Raw genomic sequence first — 17,263 nt, forward strand, 5'->3', positions numbered from 1 at the left:
AAGTTATTTCATAGATAAAAAGCAAAAACTTCAATAGAATACCTTTTTTATGAATTCTGAGCTTTAATATGAAGTTTGAACTTTGGGAAGCCAAAAGGCTTGTTCGATTGGCGACGCCAGTTTTTCTTGCTCAAGTTACGCTGGTACTTATGTCAGTGGTTGACACTATGATGGCAGGGCAAGTCAGCCCAAGTGACTTAGCCGCACTCTCTATCGCGACTGGCGTAATGAATCCTCTCATGTTTTCACTGCAATCGATTTTACTCGCCATAACTAGCCTTGTCGCACATAGCTATGGTGCTAAAGACCAATCAAGTATAAAGCGTTTTTTCCAACAAGGCCTATATTTGGCAGTAGCACTTTCAACACTGGGGTTTGTCGCAAGCTACTTTACACCGGGCCTATTCGCGAGTATTGGCACTGAGCCACACATAGCTCAGCTCGCTCAGGACTATATTGATTATGTAAAATACGGCCTCGTCGCATTTCTTGTGTTCTCCGTATATCGGAATGTCATTGAAGGAATGGGCAATACCAAAGTGGCTTTTTACATTGGTGTATTGGGACTGTGTATTAATGTGGTTGCCAATTATATATTTATTTATGGCAAGCTCGGAATGCCAGCCCTTGGCGGTGCAGGCTGTGGTGTAGCAACAAGTATTGTGATTTGGACAATGGCCATTACACAAATTTGCTACAGTCTCAAAAGCAAAACAATCAAAGGAAAGTGGCTGCTAAGCGACTTCATGAAACCCCATAAAGAAACGCTACTGCAAATTTTTAAGCTAGGTTTACCTATCTCATTCGCGACGTTTTTTGAAGTCACCTTATTTGCCTGTATCCCCCTTTTCATCGCTGATCTGGGCGCGGTTGCTGTATCGGGCCACCAAGTTGCGGCTAGTGTGACTATGATACTGTTTATGCTGCCCCTAAGCTTGTCTATGGCGATCGGAATTAGGATCGGCAATATTAGTGGACAAAATGATGTGCCGAAACTAATAAACAGCACGTTTACCAGTTTCATGTTAGCCATTATTGTCGCAGCAATTGTTGCACTTGGTACTTATATTGTTAGGGATGATATTAGCTGGTTATATACTCAAGAAAAAGAAGTGGCCCTACTCGCTTCAAGTATCATTGTGCTCGCCTGTGTTTACCAATTACCGGATGCCCTTCAGGTTTCAGCAAATGGTGTGTTACGGGGACTCAGGTATACCAAACCAATTACAGGTGTCACATTTTTCTCTTACTGGATAATCGGTTTTACGCTAGGTTACGTATTAGCAAAAACAGACTTAATAGTACCAGCGATGGGCCCGACTGGCTTTTGGGTTGGTATCATTGTTGGATTGTCCGTTGCAGCGGTTCTACTTATTTATTTTGTGAGGAGAAAGCTCATTGAAATGCAAACTGCTAACAGCGTTTAGTTTTATATTACTGGGTTGCACACCTGCGCCCAGTGATGTGAATGAAGAGTACAGCGAACGTTTGGCTAATGTCATTGGCGTTAACAAAGCGGTTATTGAAAAGCCAAAAGCAGTTAAACTGCAGGCAACCAATGCTCCAACTTCAAACTATACTATTTCGGTGATCGATCTTGCAAAACTCGGCCATTGTCGTGTAGCCACACATATTGCAAATCATAATAACCAACTCGGAAAGCTCGCAAAACCAAGCGAGCTTTTTAAGTACAATGTTAATTTCATCCGATACGCTCAAGCATGCATTCAACACAAAAGCACCGATGACGATATTAAGGTTACGCTACAACAGGCATTGAAAGAAAAACAAGCAAACCTGCCGGCGTCACTTGCCCATGTATTTACAAATGAGAAAGAGTTAACCAAACTTTTAAGTCTCACTTTCGAAGAAGTGACCATTGAAACGAGCAATGGCGAAATAGCTGCCCAAGAAGCGCTATCAATAATCACGTCTCTCGTAAATAAGCTTGATGAACCAGCGTTGATAGATGAAAACAAGCTCACCGCTGCCTTGGAAAAGTTAAATAATAATTCCTATGTGGCCTCATTGCTGACCAGCACACAGAAACAGATATTGTGGAATATCAGCAGCACACACTGGCTATCACAACATTCATTAGAAAAGAGTATTTGTCCACAGGGGAAAAATAAGCAAAAAGCGAAAGTGCTTAATAATGTGTTCCAAAAATACTACATTCAAGAAATTCAGGCTTATCAGTCCAAACTCGCGCAGCGTTTGCACACGCTAGAACCCTTTTTTTCAACTTTTACAGATAAATTTGGTAAAGACCTCTACCCAAACCCCATTTCCCCCTTGTTAAATGAACTGAAGCTAACGGCTAAACAACACGTTTTTTGGTGGCAAACATTCTATAAAGTGTGCAAAGTAAAGCCATTGTGATCAAAAAAAACTCAGACAAACAAAAATTTAGCAAAGATACTTGATCCTAAGTTCAGACCACTATATATTAGCCGCCGTTGCACAGAAACACTGTGCACTAGTACGACCGTAGCTCAGTTGGTTAGAGCACCACCTTGACATGGTGGGGGTCGGTGGTTCGAATCCACTCGGTCGTACCAATTTATTCTATACAACCGTAGCTCAGTTGGTTAGAGCACTACCTTGACATGGTAGGGGTCGGTGGTTCGAATCCACTCGGTTGTACCACTTCTTCTATTTTTAATTTCTTATTTGCTTATAAAATCCAAAGCACGATTTTCTTTGCGCAGTAATAATCTGTAATACCTTTTTATGCTCAATCCGCTAAGATCTTGTATTAGATATCCCCCAATAAAAGCGAAGGAAACAAAATAATGACTACCCCAAACGATACAGTCAAAGCTATCGAAATTACAAGTTTTATACATGCTGTTGAACGTGAAAGACTCGCCAACTTATTTGCCGACCTAAATGACCAAGCCACGTCTTTACAATCAAAAAATGGGGCGCTCTCTGCCGAAGATGCTGCAAACAATATACGTGACATGAATGACTTGCTTTCAACAGCAGCTGGTGTTGCCCTTGCCAACTTCATTGAATCGGGTGACATACAGTTCTTAAAGGGGCTTGAGGACTTAGACGCTCAAAGCAAAATCGCTATGAAGCAGTTTATTGAGTTATATAATTCAGTACGTACTTCCAAATAAACTTCGTACGCAAATGCCATAAACTGACAATGCACTAGCGCGCTTTACGTGTTGTAAAGGTACAGCCTATCTCACTGTGAAGCGCCCAATATAATCGGGGTTGACCAATAACTTAGCTAAGGTTAGATTGTTATCTATTTCCGATTGAGATTCCTCACGTATTCCATGGCTTTATATACGCTTAGCGACAATATACTCACAATAAACGCATTCTTAAACAATCAGGAATGCCTAGATTTCATTACACAAGCTGAACAGCTAGGATTCAGTTCGGCGGATGTAGCTATCGGTAGTAAACGCGTCGTTATAGAGGGTATTCGCAATAATGCCCGTGTCGATTGGCTATCAACCAGCCTTGCAAGCATATGGTGGGAAAAACTCAAACATCTGAATTTACCGAAAATAGATAATAAGTATCCAATTGGGCTGTCGCCTCGGTTTAGGTTTTACCGTTACCACGCTGGTCAGAAATTTAACATGCACAAAGATGGTAGGCAGCTTGTAGACGGACATCAAACCATGATGACACTACTCGTCTACTTAAACGAAGATTATGAAGGTGGCAGTACAAAGTTCAGACAAGACAATATTGAAATACCCCCTCAAACTGGCAAAGCACTTATATTTGAACACCATAAATGGCATCAGGGCACAAAAGTCATATCAGGTCGCAAATACGTGTTAAGGACAGATCTAGTTTATGGGAGTTAATACAGAACCAACCTAAACCATTGGCTCTGTTTGATTGCAGCTATCAACTTTAAGTCGGCAGACTAAACACCTAATAAGCTGTTTAAAGCTGGGTGCACTTGCATCTTAGCTTTTTCTTCGGAATATGGTGTTACTGCGAGTAGCGGGCAATTAAGCCTTTGTTTAAGTGTCTCTAGGTTGGCGTCATATTCGGCCATATTTGGGTCGATTTGATTGGCAACCCAACCTACACATTTTGCGCCAACCGCTTCAATTGCCTGAAGCGTTAAAAATGCATGATTCAAACAGCCCAGCTTCATACCTACCACCAAAATGACAGGTAGGTTTTGCTCTGCAACCCAAGTCGACAAAAACTCATCGTCATTAATTGGCAATGCCCAACCACCAGCCCCCTCAACGAGGGTGAACTCAGCGCCCAGCGTCGACACATCGGCAAGCTTATTAGTTAAATCTTGTTTTGAGATATGTACATCAGCCCTACTCGCAGCAATATGTGGTGCAATTGGCGGTTTAAAACAAAATGGGTTTATTTGCTCATAAGTACCATGGACATTTGCTGCTTCCATCAAGGTCAACGCATCTTCGTTAACCAATTCTCCAAAGGCCTCTTCCGCCCCCGCTGCAATTGGTTTAAATCCAAGCGCTTTTTTCTTTTTTGATACAAGATATTTAAGTAATAAGCTGGTCACATAAGTTTTGCCAACTTCAGTATCCGTACCCGTTATAAAAAACTGACTCATTATTTTGTTAACTCCAAAAATGCGACTTCATAGCTTACATGGGCGCAACCGTCGGTAATAGGATAAGAATCCAATAGTGTTTGATAGCTTTTTTTACCTACCAAGCCCCTACGATTCTCGGCGCTATTAAGTTGGTTTGCACCAATGTTCTTTACAGACTTCATTGCTGCTTTTGGCGTATCAAACATATCCACCAAACACCGTTTACTAACCGATCGGATGCTAAATCCCGCAGCCCTTGCCGCTGCCAGTAGGCGTTCAAACTCAATAAACTTGTTCACATGACAGTGCTCATCCACCCCCTGCCAAGCCGTTGCAATTTCCCTGAGAGATCCATCGACAACAATTGAAAGGTGCGCCCTGCCCCCCAGTTTTAATACGTCATGTAACTTCGTTAGCAGTTTAGGTAAGTCGCCACTCCACTGCATCGCAAAATTACTAAAAATACAATCAAATGAATTTGCTAAGAATGGTAGGTTATCCATATCAGCACATACTTTATATGCACTTTGTGGCCCTTGACTAAGCATACTGTGGCTTAAGTCCAGCGCAACCAAGGTATTGCTTTTTTCAGATAACGTACTGTGATGTTGCATGGGTCCAGCGCCAAGATCAAGCATTGCACCGTATTTCTTATTCATACTCGAAAGGAGAATGTCTGCTGACCGCTTTTGTACGTTTGCATGCTTCAGATATTGCGCTGACGCACGAGAAAACTTACTGGCAACTTGTAGCTTGAGTGCAGCACTCATAACACATCCTCCAGACACCTTACCAAATATTCGATGTCTTCTCTTTGGTGCGCGGCAGTTAGTGTAACGCGCAGCCTTGACGTATTGTGTGGCACGGTAGGTGGTCTAATTGCCGTTAGCCAAATACCTTTCTTCGAAAGCTTTCTTTGTGCATCCAAGGTACTCTCGGCCCCCCCTAAAATGACTGGCTGTATCGCACTATCCGACCCTTTAAGCGCAATGCCTGCATCTATGGCAAGTTTTTTGAATAACTCGATATTAGTTTTTAGGCTACTTCTTGCTTTATGTCCGTCGCATAGACGTGATAGCTGAGTTGAAGCAATATCTACCAAAGCGGGGGAAATTGCCGTTGAATAGGTGTATTCACGATTGCACTGCAACATGTATTCAATAACTCGCTTGCTAGAAAGCACCGCTGCGCCTTGGCACCCCATCGCTTTACCAAATGTAATGACTAAAATATCGGGCCTTACCCCGCTCTCTATTGAACCAAGGCCATTTTGCCCGCATACGCCGAAACTATGGGCGTCATCAATCATCAGCCACGCTTTATGCATTTGGGCAAGTTGTTGGAGCGCGTTTAACGGTGCACCATCGCCATCCATTGAAAATATGCCTTCACTGATAACAAGTTTGTTGTCGGCGTTGCTTTTTTCAAGCCGTGAACGCAAGTGCCCCATGTCATTATGATTAAAACGAACAAGCTTTGCTTGGCTGTTTAGACTACCGTCAATTAGACTTGCATGGTTCAATTTATCTTGAAAAACGGCACTGTTCTGACCAACTTTTGCGTCATTAAACAAAGCGCTAATCACACTAAAGTTTGCAGCAAAACCACTTGCAAATAACATTGCACGTTCAAACCCCAAAAGGTCACAAAGCTTGGCCTCGAACAGCCGATGTGTTCTTTGATACCCAGTTACCAACGCTGAGCTTTTACTACCAGGATTAAAGCTTGAAGAAACGGGCATATCTGCAAGTGCCAAATAATCGTTACTCGCAAAATTTAAATATTGAGTACCGTCAACCTGAATATGCCTTGCAGAGGCCTTTTCAATGCAAACGCGCTGGCGCAGCAATGCGTCCTGCGCCTTTGCAGCAAGCGCTTGATCTATAAATTCAAACGCCATTTATTTTGCTTCGTAGAATAACTCAGATGTCGCTTTATCAGCGATGGCTGAATTCAAAGAAGCTTCATAAGCTTCGTCTGAATAGTCTTCTCTCGTTTCTGGTTTCATGCCAAGCTTTTTAAGCAGGTTCATATCTGCATCAGCTTCTGGGTTCTCAGTCGTCAGCAGTTTATCACCATAAAAGATAGAGTTAGCACCAGCAAAGAAACACATCGACTGCATTTGTTCGTTCATTGCGGTGCGTCCAGCCGACAGTCGAACATAACTCTCTGGCATCATAATGCGTGCAACAGCAATCGTACGAATAAATTCAAAGTGATCTAAATCATCTACATCTTCAAGAGGTGTACCTGCGACCTTCACCAACATATTAATTGGTACACTTTCCGGCTGCTTAGGTAAATTTGCCAACTGCATTAACAGACCATAACGGTCAGCAGCTTGTTCACCCATACCAACAATACCGCCTGAGCAGACTTTCATACCTGCATCGCGAACATGATCAATGGTATTTAGTCTGTCTTGATACGTACGTGTTGTTATGATTTGTTCGTAGTATTCCGGAGACGTGTCTAGGTTATGGTTGTAATAATCTAGGCCAGCATCTCTTAACGCATGTGCCTTTTCATTGTCTAATTTACCAAGCGTCATACACGTTTCTAGTCCAAGCGCACTGACTTCTTTCACCATTTTTTCAATGTAAGGCATATCACGGTCTTTAGGGTCTGACCAAGCCGCCCCCATACAAAAGCGAGTTGCGCCTTTTTCTTTTGCTAACTTCGCCTGATTAACGACTTTCTCGACTTCCATGAGTCGCTCTCTTTCGAGGTCAGTTTTGTAGTGACCAGATTGTGGGCAGTATTTACAATCTTCAGGACAAGCACCTGTTTTTATCGATAACAATGTTGAAATCTGTACTTCATTTTGTTTGAAGTTTTTACGATGCACACTTGCAGCGTGAAAAAGCAGATCGTTAAAAGGCATTTCAAATAATGCTTTAACTTCATTGTGTTTCCAATCGTGACGAACGATGCCATATTCCATAACTTATTCTCTTCTTTTCTGGTTCTTTTTTCGCCAGACAATTTGACGGTCATTGGCTTAGTCTACTTCTTGCTTTAGTATTGTCAACGACACTGACTAGCAAAAGGTTTACAAGTGAATAATAATCAATCGATAGATTTAGATTTTGATAGAGAGCATATCTGGCATCCTTATACCTCGATGATAGACCCACTTCCTGTTTACCCAGTCACGCATACAGATAAAAACAGGATTTTTTTAGAAACGGGGGAGTCACTGATAGACGGCATGGCTTCATGGTGGAGCGCCTTACATGGCTACAACCACCCAAAACTCGTCAAAGCCATGACCGAACAAGCAGCCACTATGAGTCACGTTATGTTTGGCGGCATTACCCATGGACCCGCGGTAAATTTGTGTAAGAAGCTAGTTGAATTAACCCCTGCACCTTTGCAAAAAGTATTTTTGGCAGATAGTGGATCTGTGAGTGTTGAAGTGGCAATAAAAATGGCTTTGCAATATTGGCTCAGTCAAGGCAAAAGTAACAAAACAAAATTAATGACCGCCAAAAAAGGCTATCATGGCGATACTTTTGCAGCGATGAGCGTTTGCGACCCCGTCAACTCGATGCATAGCATGTATCAAGGGTTTTTACCTCAGCACATCTTTGTTGAGGCACCCACCTCTGGCTTTAATAATAATCCGACAGAATCCGAACTAGATGCACTCGAAAGCGCTTTTGAAACGCATCATAAAGAACTCGCAGCTTTTATCATTGAGCCCATCGTTCAAAATGCTGGCGGTATGAATTTTTACAATGCCGACTACCTTAAAGCATTAAGAGCATTGTGCGATAAATATAGTGTTTTATTGATATTAGATGAAATTGCTACTGGCTTTGGTCGCACTGGTAAGATGTTCGCATGTGAACATGCTCAAATTTCACCGGATATATTGTGTTTAGGAAAAGCACTCACCGGTGGTTGTATGACACTATCAGCGACATTAACAACAAAAGAAGTTGCTTTGGGGATCAGCCAAGGTGAAGCTAAAGTCCTTATGCATGGACCCACTTTTATGGGCAACCCACTAGCATGTGCAACCGCACTTGCCAGTCTTGAATTATTGGAAGAAACCGATTGGCACACCAACGTACATAGAATTAACCAAGCTATGGCTCACTTGCATCGCTGTGCTGAGCTGGACGCTGTAAAAGAGGTTCGTACCCTTGGTGCTATTGGGGTCGTCGAGTTAAAAGAAGTTGTCGATGTTGCTAAAATTCAAAAGTTCTTCATTCAAAAAGGATTGTGGATCCGACCGTTTGGCAAACTTATCTATATTATGCCTCCATACATCACATCAAATGAAGAAATAGAGAAGTTAAGTGATGGGATCTACCAAGCAATAGAACAGAAAGCATATTAAACCACCAATCGCCCAGTTCATGTGCTGGGCTAATTGCTCCCTCTTACGTCAGCGAGACCAAATTTCACTCAAGTCCGTATATATTCCAAGCACATACGAAGAAAAGTACCATTTTTTCAGGGTCTTTGATGATTTGTACCTGAATTTACTTCAAGTTTTTGGTACAATACGCCTCTTATTTTTAAACTAGCAAGCCGAGAAGTAGTAAGTATGCAACAATCCGTCCAATTGCAGCCGGCAGAGGCCTATCAACCACCTCGCTTTACTGTGTATCAACACCGTCAAATTGATAAAATTGAGCAGCTAGACAAGCTGCCTGAGCACCTTCGCTTTCAAATGAAGGTGGTTGCTAATGTGTTTCCTTTCCGTGTAAACAATTACGTTATAGACGAATTGATTGACTGGGACAAGGTACCTAACGATCCTGTATTCCAGCTCACGTTCCCCCAACGAGGCATGCTTGACGATGAGTCTTACGAGGAAATGGCGGCGCTATTAAAGCGTGACCATACGCCGGAAGAAGTATTTGAGCTTGCAACTAAACTTAGACAAAAGCTTAACCCACATCCAGCAGGTCAAATGGACAAAAACGTCCCTTCATTTGAAGGTGAAAACGTCGAAGGTGTACAGCATAAGTATAAAGAAACCGTTTTATTCTTCCCTGCTCAAGGCCAGTATTGCCACTCGTACTGTACGTTCTGTTTCCGCTGGGCTCAGTTTGTTGGTAAAGCAACACGCTTTAACAACAACGATGAAGAATTACTACACCGATATTTAGAAGAGCACACTGAAGTGACTGATCTTCTGATGACTGGTGGTGACCCTATGGTAATGCGCACGGTTAAATTGCGTAAATATCTTGAGGCACTAAAAGAGCCAAGGTTTGACCATATTCGTACTATACGTATCGGTACTAAGTCGTTAACTTTCTGGCCATTCAGATATGTAACAGACCCAGATGCACAAGACCTACTTGCACTATTAAAAGAGCTGGTAGATGCCGGTAAGCATGTGTCTATCATGGCGCACGTAAATCACAAGCAAGAATTGCGTACAGATGTAGCAAAAGAAGCCATCAAATTACTTCGTAAAACTGGCGCACAGATCCGTACACAAGCCCCACTACTTAACCATTTGAATACTGATCCAAATATGTGGGCAGAAATGTGGAAAGAGCAAACGCAAATGGGCATGATCCCTTACTACATGTTTATCGAACGTGATACGGGTGCAAAACGCTATTTTGAGTTGCCACTTCACAAAACTTGGGAAATATTCAGAGACGCGTACAAGCAGGTTTCTGGCGTAAGTAGAACAGTACGTGGACCTTCGATGAGTGCTGGCCCGGGTAAAGTAGAGATTTCTGGTGTCACGGAAATTGCTGGTGAGAAAGTATTCGCGCTGCGCTTTATTCAAGCTCGAAATCCAGAATGGGTGCAACGCCCGTTCTTCGCAAAATTCGACGAGAATGCCCATTGGTTAGATGACTTAAAACCAGCATTCGGTGAGGAAAAGTTCTTCTGGCAAGAAGAATACGAAGCGATGTAATTCAAAAAAAGCCGACTTAAAAGTCGGCTTTTTACCATTCAAATATGTGTGCCATTTTACTGATGGTCTTTAATGCAACGCCATGCTCATTGCGTTTAGCATACAGATGCTGCATAGATTTATCTTTAACCTCTCCAACAATCACTTCTTTAACCTGATAGCCCATCGCTTGAGCCGCACTGACATAGGCAATGAACTCCCACTTTTTAACGTTTGTATTATCAGCTATCACCAACGGGATGCCCTGTGCTAATGCATTAATAAAGCGAGCAAGGTTTAAGTTATGGTATTGAGGTAGTTTCGACTTATTGAACTCATAACGACCGTCTTCATCCGTAAAGTAGTCATCTGTCGAGCAGATAGTGTATTGAGACTCATCGCCTGCTACAAGTTCGTCTGCTAGCGTATGCGCGTAATGTGTTTTACCTGAACCTGGTAAACCTCTTAGAATAAAAGCTTGTTTCATTTAATGAAATTTCATTCCGACTATTTTTTTAATTAACCTATCTATAATGCCATAAAAAAGCCCTGTCGCACAGCCTCTCAGGTGGTCAATAACACGCCAACCCATGAAATAAGTGAATATTTAAAGAAATTTTTTAGCATATCCTTAAATTGATAGTTTTTTTATGTAGCTATCAGGGGTAAGATACGGATTACGTGACTTCACACACAAACAAGCGAAATTTCGTTAAACAAAAGCGAGTCACAACAGAATTTGCATTTAGGTATATTGAAATATGTATCTGCGTGCATATATAGACAAAAACAAGTGGGCATATTGGCCCTTATATAATTAATCATTTTGGAGTAAAGATGAGCCACATAGCGATAACGGAGCTACTAGCAGGCACCGTTGCGGTAGACAGCCAAGTTACGATTAAAGGCTGGATCCGTACACGACGCGATTCAAAAGCGGGTATTTCATTTCTTGCCGTCCACGACGGTTCTTGTTTTGACCCTATTCAAGCAGTAGTACCTAATTCGCTCAATAATTATGAAGAAGTCACTCGTCTTACTGCAGGTTGCTCTGTCGCTGTCACTGGTATCCTTGTGGAATCACAAGGTAAAGGCCAAAGCTTTGAGCTTCAAGCTAACTCAGTTGAAGTACTTGGCTGGGTAGAAAACCCAGATTCGTACCCAATGGCGGCGAAGCGCCACTCAATTGAGTATTTGCGTGAACATGCTCACCTACGTCCACGTACCAATGTAATCGGTGCGGTTACCCGTGTTCGTAACTGTTTATCGCAAGCAATTCACAGATTTTTCCATGAGCAAGGTTATATGTGGATCAGCACACCAATCATCACAGCAAGTGACTGTGAAGGTGCAGGTGAAATGTTCCGTGTATCAACGCTTGATATGAATAACCTGCCTCGCACAGAGAAAGGCGACGTAGATTACAGCGAAGACTTTTTCGGAAAAGAAGCGTTCCTAACCGTATCTGGTCAGCTGAACGGTGAGACATATGCAAGTGCCATGTCTAAAATTTACACTTTCGGCCCGACATTCCGTGCTGAAAACTCAAACACATCTCGCCATTTGGCTGAGTTCTGGATGGTAGAGCCTGAAGTGGCATTTGCAGACTTAGACGATATCGCAGGCCTGGCTGAAAACATGCTTAAGTATGTATTTAAAGCCGTACTTGAAGAGCGTCGCGACGACATGGAGTTTTTTGCACAGCGTATCAACAAAGAAGCGATCTCTAGACTAGAGAACTTTGTAGACAAAGATTTTGCTCAGGTCGACTACACAGATGCGATTGACATCCTAAAAGCATCTGGTAAAAAGTTTGAATTTGACGTTGAATGGGGCGTAGACCTTCAATCTGAACACGAGCGTTACCTTGCTGAGGAGCACTTTAAGGCACCTGTAGTTATTAAAAACTACCCTCGTGACATCAAAGCTTTCTACATGCGTCAAAATGAAGACGGCAAAACAGTGGCAGCAATGGACGTTGTTGCACCAGGCATTGGTGAAATCATCGGTGGCTCTCAGCGTGAAGAGCGTTTAGACGTATTGGACGCACGCCTAGAAGAAATGGGCTTGAATAAAGAAGATTACAGCTGGTATAGAGACCTTCGTAAATACGGTACGGTTCCTCACTCTGGCTTTGGCCTTGGATTCGAGCGTCTAGTTGCATACGTAACTGGTATGGCTAACGTTCGTGACGTTATCGCATTCCCGCGTACAAAAGGCAGTGCAACTTACTAATTTGGAATAAATTTCAAATATAAAAAGCCCCTTTTTAAAGGGGCTTTTTTAATCCTTTTATGCTTCTCTTTTAAAAGTAGATTAATGCATTATAGGCTATTACTTACGACATAATTCTGGCATGAACCCAGCTCAGTATACCTATGTGCATGCCCCAGTGTTTTGGGTGCGACGCCATGCAAAGGCCCACCATTTACACGCCAATTTTTACCTTCAAAGCTCACGACATCCCCTGTGCTATATACGCTAGGGTACGGCTGCCACTTGGCTGCACATGGTTGACACTTAGGTAACTCTCTCGCAATTACATCTAACAACTTATAGTCATCATCGCGTGAATCTTGGTGTAGTTCCCAGATAAAAATACCTGGGTAACCATTCTCAGAAACGAAATTTGTTTTGGTTTTTAGGAGTTCAGGCGTTTCCCAAAAATGAACATAATTATCCAGCTCATGCACGCCTTGGTTGTAATCAATACCTTCTCCTTGCACCATAGTTTCTACAATCTCTCGGGCTGTAAGCGTTCGAACTGGTCCACTCACCAAAGGAAAAGATTTATTGTAAAAAGGGATACCTAAACTGGTTTTAGATACATCGTACTTGGTGATCATACTTTGGCTCCATTCATGTGGATTTACCAAACCACCATGAATGTATTCCCAAGCTGCGTGGTGATTTTTAGGAGAGCCGCCCCACCCGCCAGTATAGTCATACGCCATAAAGCGAATAATATCGGCATACTCGTCTAAGTCTTTATGGAAATTGATACCTGACCAGCCACCAGCTTGCACGTCTACAGAAACCTCAAGATTTTGTGGTAATTTTTCTCTAAGCTCTTTTACCAAATTTAATAAATAGCCGCTTTCAACCGGGTTAGGCTGGTTATATGTACTCCAGTCCTCCCAGTCTACATCAATCCCATCCAAGTTATGTAATTCAGCGTAAGCAACTAAGTTGTCAACGAGCTTGCTTCTAGCAGCAGCATCCATAGACAAAAAGTCTACACCAGCCCCTCCAACAGAAATCATCACCCCTGTATTATTCGCATGAGCATGCTCGACGATATCATCGATATAACGATCTGCTTCTGTCGTGTCTAGTGAGCCGTCAGAGCGAGGGTAGGCAAAAGCCACAATGATGTGTGTTAACTGGTCTGTTGCGAGGTCTTTAACGTCTAGTTCACCACCTGCTGGATAATCCCAAGTTGAATAGAAACCTTCTACTCTTGGACAGGACTCTGACGCAAGCACATTTAAACTGACAGACCCCAATGTGAGGGCCGTGATTGCTGCTAAGTAACTTTTTTTAAACATAACCTTCTCCATGTTGTATAGAAATAAATTTCCCTTTTTTAATAACATGATTGAGTAGGTTGTTATATTGAATTTTTGTAAAGGTATAAAGTCAAAAATAAGCGGTAGTTAATACTAATAAAAGCAACAAACTACAAAGCGAGTTAAGTAAGGTAGCCACGACCAAATAAAGTTTAACTTTTGAACGCGTGGCTCTTCATAACCGTTGCGACTAAACGTATCACCTCTATCCAAGCTTGCCTTAGCTCAGGGTTCCAATCTTCTCCGAGCCCCTTTTTTAAAGTATAGAGTAATGCATTGCCAACAGGCGTAAAATGAGAAGCTTTGACACCATAGTTTACGTGCCTTTCGGCCAATTTATGTAATACTGGAACCAAGCTGTCTAGATCATCGAGCGACTTAACCGCCACCTTTAATGTGGCCATTAATTTTTGCCCTTGGCTTTTCATACTATTCTTAAAGAGCGCTTTAAGTGACGGGTCGTAATGAAAAAGCGTGTTGTAAAATATCTCCGCGGCTTGTTCTGCAATAGGCTCAACCTTTGCAAAGCTCTCCTGAACCAATTGCTTTTGTCTAGCTGATAAACTCATGCACGAACCCCATCTTTATAGGTCATACAACATACTCTAGACTTAAAATTACAGCATGGCTAATAATTGCTTAATTTAAAACATTTTACCAATTAAGCTCAGATTAAAAGGTTGTTTAAAGTGAATAAACTTAATTCAGCTTAAGTTCCCATAATGGTATTAGTGTGGTCGATTTAGCATCTTATCTTAATTTAAAAGTAATCCATTTACTGTTTATTCGTTGCCAAAAGAATCAATACTCAATAATCATTGAGTAGACTGTGTAAATAGATGATTCACCCTTATCGCTGGGTAGTGGGCTGAATCACACTACCCTGCAATCATATTTTATTTCTTCTTAGAGTAAAAGTTAGCGAATATAAAATCTCTTTCTGCAATACTCGCATGGCAATTTGAGCAAGTGTGCTTAATAGCGGGTTCACTTCCCTTACCTGCCAAAATTATATTTCCCAGCTTATCGAACTGGACATACTCCCAATCTCCATACCCTTTTGAGTAGCCCTTTTCCCTTTTTAACATCATAGTAATCGTTAAAGCATCATGTGGTGCACCAGACTGAGAAGAGAAGTTTTCTTTAAGAACAATTGTACCCGGTTTATACATTCTAAATTTGGGGTCTGCTAGTTCTTCTTCCTCTTCTTCTTCATCATAGTCTTGGTAATATCGAAGATACTCTAAATAATTGTTTTCATATGCTCTGACGTCCTTATTCAAAAAAACAACAATAAACTGCTGCCAATGAAGGCCTGAGTGCTCAAAGCCCGTTACTCGATGCCAACTGGTTCGATAGTCTTTGAGCGCTTCTTGATACTTTTCTGGGATCTTAAACGGATAAACTTTAAATGGGTCTGCACCTGCCGTGTCCACAGTAAAAAGCGCACTCATACAAAGAAGTGCCATTATACGTTTCATAGATAAACCTTAATTGAGAGCCAATTTTAAAGTTGCACGTTTTTTACCTTTGTACATAACATCGACACTGGTCTCTTGTCCCTTAGCCAGCTTTAACTCCACGGGGTCGTATTTAGGTATTTGTAATACAAACTCGGTATGAGAACCCACATCCAACTTAATAGGATATACTTTTTGCTTTTTACTGAATGGCAGCACTTGATAAGCATCTGAGTTAACATTCGCGATATAACTGCGCATTTTGGGATGTATTTTGCAACCTATGCGTGTAAGCGTATTTTCCGACCAGTCTGCCGACACTTTTGTTGTTTGTCCCTGATTCATTAAGCCAACATCAAATTTAACCCCTGAATTTGGGTCATTAGCAAAAATGTTATGCTGGAACTCATCAGAGTTTTTAAAAGTAATTTCACCTTTGGGCCCAATAACCACCGCTTTTTTATCAAATATTTTATTTGATTGGTCTAATTCGGCCTTTTGAGGTCCAACGCCTCCTTTTGCATACACAACCCCTACAAACGATGGTCTTTTTACAAACTCTAGCTCACCAGTTAATGTCGCTGCTTCAACACAAAATACTGAACTAAACCCCACCATTAACATTGCGTACTTTTTCATATCTACTCCTTAATTCGGTAAAATTGGTCTTTCAATTACAACGGGATCGGTCAACGCTGCCATAAACGCTATTAAGTCCGCTTTTTCTTGCGGGTTAAGGTTAAGAGGCACAATGAGAGGGCTGACATTTTTGACGTTAACTGCACCTTGGTCATAATGCTCCACGACCTCTTCTAAACTCGCCAAGGAGCCATCGTGCATATAAGGCGCACTCATGATGATGTTTCTTAGACCGGGGGTTTTAAAAGCGCCCATTAATTCTTTATTTTTGTCTATGGCATAGCGCCCTTTATCACCACTTTGAATGCCTATATTATGAAAACTGTCATCAGTAAAGTTCGCACCATCATGGCATTTTACACAGCGCGCTTTACCGACAAACAGCTTCAAACCTCGCACGGCAGACATAGACATAGCTTCCTTTTGACCAGCAAGATATTTATCGAACGCCGAGTCATCACTCACAATCGTCATTTCAAATGCCGCGATTGCTTTACCAACATTTTCAAACGTCATCTCACCGTATAGCTCTTTGAATTCTTTTTTATAGAACGGCACTTTTTTAAGTCGTTGCAAGACATCTTTCGGTGTCATCTGCATTTCAACATCAGACACTAGCGGCCCTAACGCTTGTTCCTGTAAAGAGCCAGCCCGCCCATCCCAAAAAAAGATACCAGACCACGCTAAGTTATAGAGGTGTGGCGCATTACGCCCTAGAATATCACCGCCGCTTCCTATTCCCTTTGCGACTCCATCACTGAAACCTAATTCTGGGTTATGACAAGTTGCACAAGATTGGTTTTGATGTTTTGACAATCTATTATCAAAAAATAGCATTTTGCCTAATTTAACTTCTCTATCTGATGGCTCTTCTTCATCTATGTATTCGATATCGTCGACATCAGGCGTCGCTAAATTGCCAAATACAGGTATGTCTTTGGCTTGTAACTGAGTACTAAATATCAAAGGTAAAGCGGCTAAAACCAACTTCTTACAATCCATTACTCGTCCCCCGAAACAGTTTGTTTACACATGTTAATTTTAATGGTTAAACTTTGACCTTATCGAAGGATTGACTATATTTGTCAATAAATCAAAAAATTAGCCGATTTTAATAAAAGTTTCGCAAAACAGGTAAACGCACAAACTTAACTTAAAT

Annotated in this window: 17 protein-coding genes and 2 tRNA genes; 9 read left to right on the plus strand and 10 right to left on the minus strand. The window is 41.8% G+C overall.

The features are described from left to right. The first annotated feature begins 68 nt into the window (after positions 1–68). The 6 genes from A7985_RS04650 (at position 69) to A7985_RS04675 (ending at position 3,839) form a co-directional block, all read left to right on the plus strand. Positions 69–1,427, plus strand: coding sequence for an MATE family efflux transporter (locus tag A7985_RS04650; protein ID WP_065789249.1), 1,359 nt, complete (start codon positions 69–71; stop codon positions 1,425–1,427). Continuing rightward, positions 1,399–2,382 carry a DUF3080 family protein gene (locus A7985_RS04655; RefSeq protein ID WP_065789253.1) on the plus strand — a complete coding sequence of 328 codons (984 nt, stop codon included), beginning with the start codon at positions 1,399–1,401 and terminating at the stop codon, positions 2,380–2,382. The genes A7985_RS04650 and A7985_RS04655 overlap by 29 nt, the downstream gene beginning before the upstream one ends. A gap of 102 nt (positions 2,383–2,484) precedes the next feature. Further along, positions 2,485–2,561: transfer RNA gene (locus A7985_RS04660), tRNA-Val, on the plus strand. 11 nt (positions 2,562–2,572) lie between these two features. Beyond that, positions 2,573–2,649: transfer RNA gene (locus A7985_RS04665), tRNA-Val, on the plus strand. 146 nt (positions 2,650–2,795) lie between these two features. Then, a complete protein-coding gene (locus tag A7985_RS04670; protein WP_065789255.1) occupies positions 2,796–3,128 on the plus strand; it encodes a hypothetical protein in 333 nt (110 codons plus the stop codon). Between the two features lie 165 nt (positions 3,129–3,293). Then, positions 3,294–3,839, plus strand: coding sequence for a 2OG-Fe(II) oxygenase (locus A7985_RS04675; protein ID WP_065789256.1), 546 nt, complete (start codon positions 3,294–3,296; stop codon positions 3,837–3,839). A gap of 62 nt (positions 3,840–3,901) precedes the next feature. Here A7985_RS04675 and bioD read toward each other — a convergent pair whose 3' ends face one another. Genes bioD through bioB form a run of 4 tightly spaced genes read right to left on the minus strand, consistent with a single transcriptional unit; the run spans position 3,902 to position 7,505 of the window. Continuing rightward, entirely contained in the window at positions 3,902–4,579 is a 678-nt protein-coding gene (bioD, locus tag A7985_RS04680) for a dethiobiotin synthase (protein ID WP_065789258.1), read from the minus strand. Next, positions 4,579–5,331, minus strand: coding sequence for a methyltransferase domain-containing protein (locus tag A7985_RS04685; RefSeq protein WP_065789260.1), 753 nt, complete (start codon positions 5,329–5,331; stop codon positions 4,579–4,581). Before A7985_RS04685 ends, bioD begins: the two co-directional genes overlap by 1 nt. Next, complete coding sequence (locus A7985_RS04690; RefSeq protein WP_065789261.1) at positions 5,328–6,461, minus strand: aminotransferase class I/II-fold pyridoxal phosphate-dependent enzyme; 1,134 nt, start codon at positions 6,459–6,461, stop codon at positions 5,328–5,330. The genes A7985_RS04685 and A7985_RS04690 overlap by 4 nt, the downstream gene beginning before the upstream one ends. Further along, positions 6,462–7,505 (minus strand): biotin synthase BioB, encoded by a 1,044-nt coding sequence (bioB, locus tag A7985_RS04695; protein ID WP_065789263.1) that lies wholly within the window; start codon positions 7,503–7,505, stop codon positions 6,462–6,464. It lies immediately after the preceding gene. Between the two features lie 114 nt (positions 7,506–7,619). On the opposite strand from bioB, the gene bioA reads away from it, so the two are divergent. Both bioA and A7985_RS04705 read left to right on the plus strand, forming a co-directional pair. Next, the gene (gene bioA, locus A7985_RS04700; protein ID WP_065789265.1) at positions 7,620–8,909 is read left to right on the plus strand and encodes an adenosylmethionine--8-amino-7-oxononanoate transaminase; all 1,290 of its coding nucleotides are present in this window, start codon (positions 7,620–7,622) and stop codon (positions 8,907–8,909) included. Positions 8,910–9,119: 210 nt separating this feature from the next. After that, positions 9,120–10,457: a KamA family radical SAM protein gene (locus A7985_RS04705; RefSeq protein WP_065789267.1), complete on the plus strand. Its 1,338-nt coding sequence runs from the start codon at positions 9,120–9,122 to the stop codon at positions 10,455–10,457. A 31-nt stretch (positions 10,458–10,488) separates the two neighbouring features. Here the strand turns inward: A7985_RS04705 and A7985_RS04710 are convergent, their stop codons facing one another. Then, positions 10,489–10,923: an ATP-binding protein gene (locus A7985_RS04710; RefSeq protein ID WP_065789270.1), complete on the minus strand. Its 435-nt coding sequence runs from the start codon at positions 10,921–10,923 to the stop codon at positions 10,489–10,491. Positions 10,924–11,273: 350 nt separating this feature from the next. Between A7985_RS04710 and asnS the strand changes: the two genes are divergently transcribed. After that, positions 11,274–12,671: an asparagine--tRNA ligase gene (asnS, locus tag A7985_RS04715; protein WP_065789275.1), complete on the plus strand. Its 1,398-nt coding sequence runs from the start codon at positions 11,274–11,276 to the stop codon at positions 12,669–12,671. 89 nt (positions 12,672–12,760) lie between these two features. Here asnS and A7985_RS04720 read toward each other — a convergent pair whose 3' ends face one another. The 5 genes from A7985_RS04720 to A7985_RS04740 form a co-directional block, all read right to left on the minus strand. Next, positions 12,761–13,984, minus strand: a complete 1,224-nt coding sequence (locus A7985_RS04720; protein WP_065789276.1) for a glycoside hydrolase family 18 protein — start codon at positions 13,982–13,984, stop codon at positions 12,761–12,763. Positions 13,985–14,157: 173 nt separating this feature from the next. Then, complete coding sequence (locus A7985_RS04725; RefSeq protein ID WP_065789277.1) at positions 14,158–14,574, minus strand: globin family protein; 417 nt, start codon at positions 14,572–14,574, stop codon at positions 14,158–14,160. A gap of 327 nt (positions 14,575–14,901) precedes the next feature. Beyond that, positions 14,902–15,486: a cytochrome P460 family protein gene (locus tag A7985_RS04730; protein WP_081310425.1), complete on the minus strand. Its 585-nt coding sequence runs from the start codon at positions 15,484–15,486 to the stop codon at positions 14,902–14,904. Positions 15,487–15,495: 9 nt separating this feature from the next. After that, positions 15,496–16,104, minus strand: coding sequence for a hypothetical protein (locus tag A7985_RS04735; RefSeq protein ID WP_065789279.1), 609 nt, complete (start codon positions 16,102–16,104; stop codon positions 15,496–15,498). Positions 16,105–16,113: 9 nt separating this feature from the next. After that, positions 16,114–17,106, minus strand: coding sequence for a cytochrome-c peroxidase (locus A7985_RS04740; protein WP_065789280.1), 993 nt, complete (start codon positions 17,104–17,106; stop codon positions 16,114–16,116). Positions 17,107–17,263 lie beyond the last annotated feature (157 nt).

The organism is Pseudoalteromonas luteoviolacea (assembly GCF_001696455.1).
GTDB lineage: Bacteria > Pseudomonadota > Gammaproteobacteria > Enterobacterales > Alteromonadaceae > Pseudoalteromonas > Pseudoalteromonas luteoviolacea_C.

What these genes read in the sequence shown, in the direction of transcription:
- A7985_RS04650 (WP_065789249.1), top strand. Translation starts at nt 69, where the DNA reads ATGAAGTTTGAACTTTGGGAAGCCAAAAGGCTTGTTCGATTGGCGACG.
- A7985_RS04670 (WP_065789255.1), top strand. Translation starts at nt 2,796, where the DNA reads ATGACTACCCCAAACGATACAGTCAAAGCTATCGAAATTACAAGTTTT.
- A7985_RS04675 (WP_065789256.1), top strand. Translation starts at nt 3,294, where the DNA reads ATGGCTTTATATACGCTTAGCGACAATATACTCACAATAAACGCATTC.
- bioD (WP_065789258.1), bottom strand. Translation starts at nt 4,579, where the DNA reads ATGAGTCAGTTTTTTATAACGGGTACGGATACTGAAGTTGGCAAAACT.
- A7985_RS04685 (WP_065789260.1), bottom strand. Translation starts at nt 5,331, where the DNA reads ATGAGTGCTGCACTCAAGCTACAAGTTGCCAGTAAGTTTTCTCGTGCG.
- A7985_RS04690 (WP_065789261.1), bottom strand. Translation starts at nt 6,461, where the DNA reads ATGGCGTTTGAATTTATAGATCAAGCGCTTGCTGCAAAGGCGCAGGAC.
- bioB (WP_065789263.1), bottom strand. Translation starts at nt 7,505, where the DNA reads ATGGAATATGGCATCGTTCGTCACGATTGGAAACACAATGAAGTTAAA.
- A7985_RS04705 (WP_065789267.1), top strand. Translation starts at nt 9,120, where the DNA reads ATGCAACAATCCGTCCAATTGCAGCCGGCAGAGGCCTATCAACCACCT.
- A7985_RS04710 (WP_065789270.1), bottom strand. Translation starts at nt 10,923, where the DNA reads ATGAAACAAGCTTTTATTCTAAGAGGTTTACCAGGTTCAGGTAAAACA.
- asnS (WP_065789275.1), top strand. Translation starts at nt 11,274, where the DNA reads ATGAGCCACATAGCGATAACGGAGCTACTAGCAGGCACCGTTGCGGTA.
- A7985_RS04720 (WP_065789276.1), bottom strand. Translation starts at nt 13,984, where the DNA reads ATGTTTAAAAAAAGTTACTTAGCAGCAATCACGGCCCTCACATTGGGG.
- A7985_RS04725 (WP_065789277.1), bottom strand. Translation starts at nt 14,574, where the DNA reads ATGAGTTTATCAGCTAGACAAAAGCAATTGGTTCAGGAGAGCTTTGCA.
- A7985_RS04730 (WP_081310425.1), bottom strand. Translation starts at nt 15,486, where the DNA reads ATGAAACGTATAATGGCACTTCTTTGTATGAGTGCGCTTTTTACTGTG.
- A7985_RS04735 (WP_065789279.1), bottom strand. Translation starts at nt 16,104, where the DNA reads ATGAAAAAGTACGCAATGTTAATGGTGGGGTTTAGTTCAGTATTTTGT.
- A7985_RS04740 (WP_065789280.1), bottom strand. Translation starts at nt 17,106, where the DNA reads ATGGATTGTAAGAAGTTGGTTTTAGCCGCTTTACCTTTGATATTTAGT.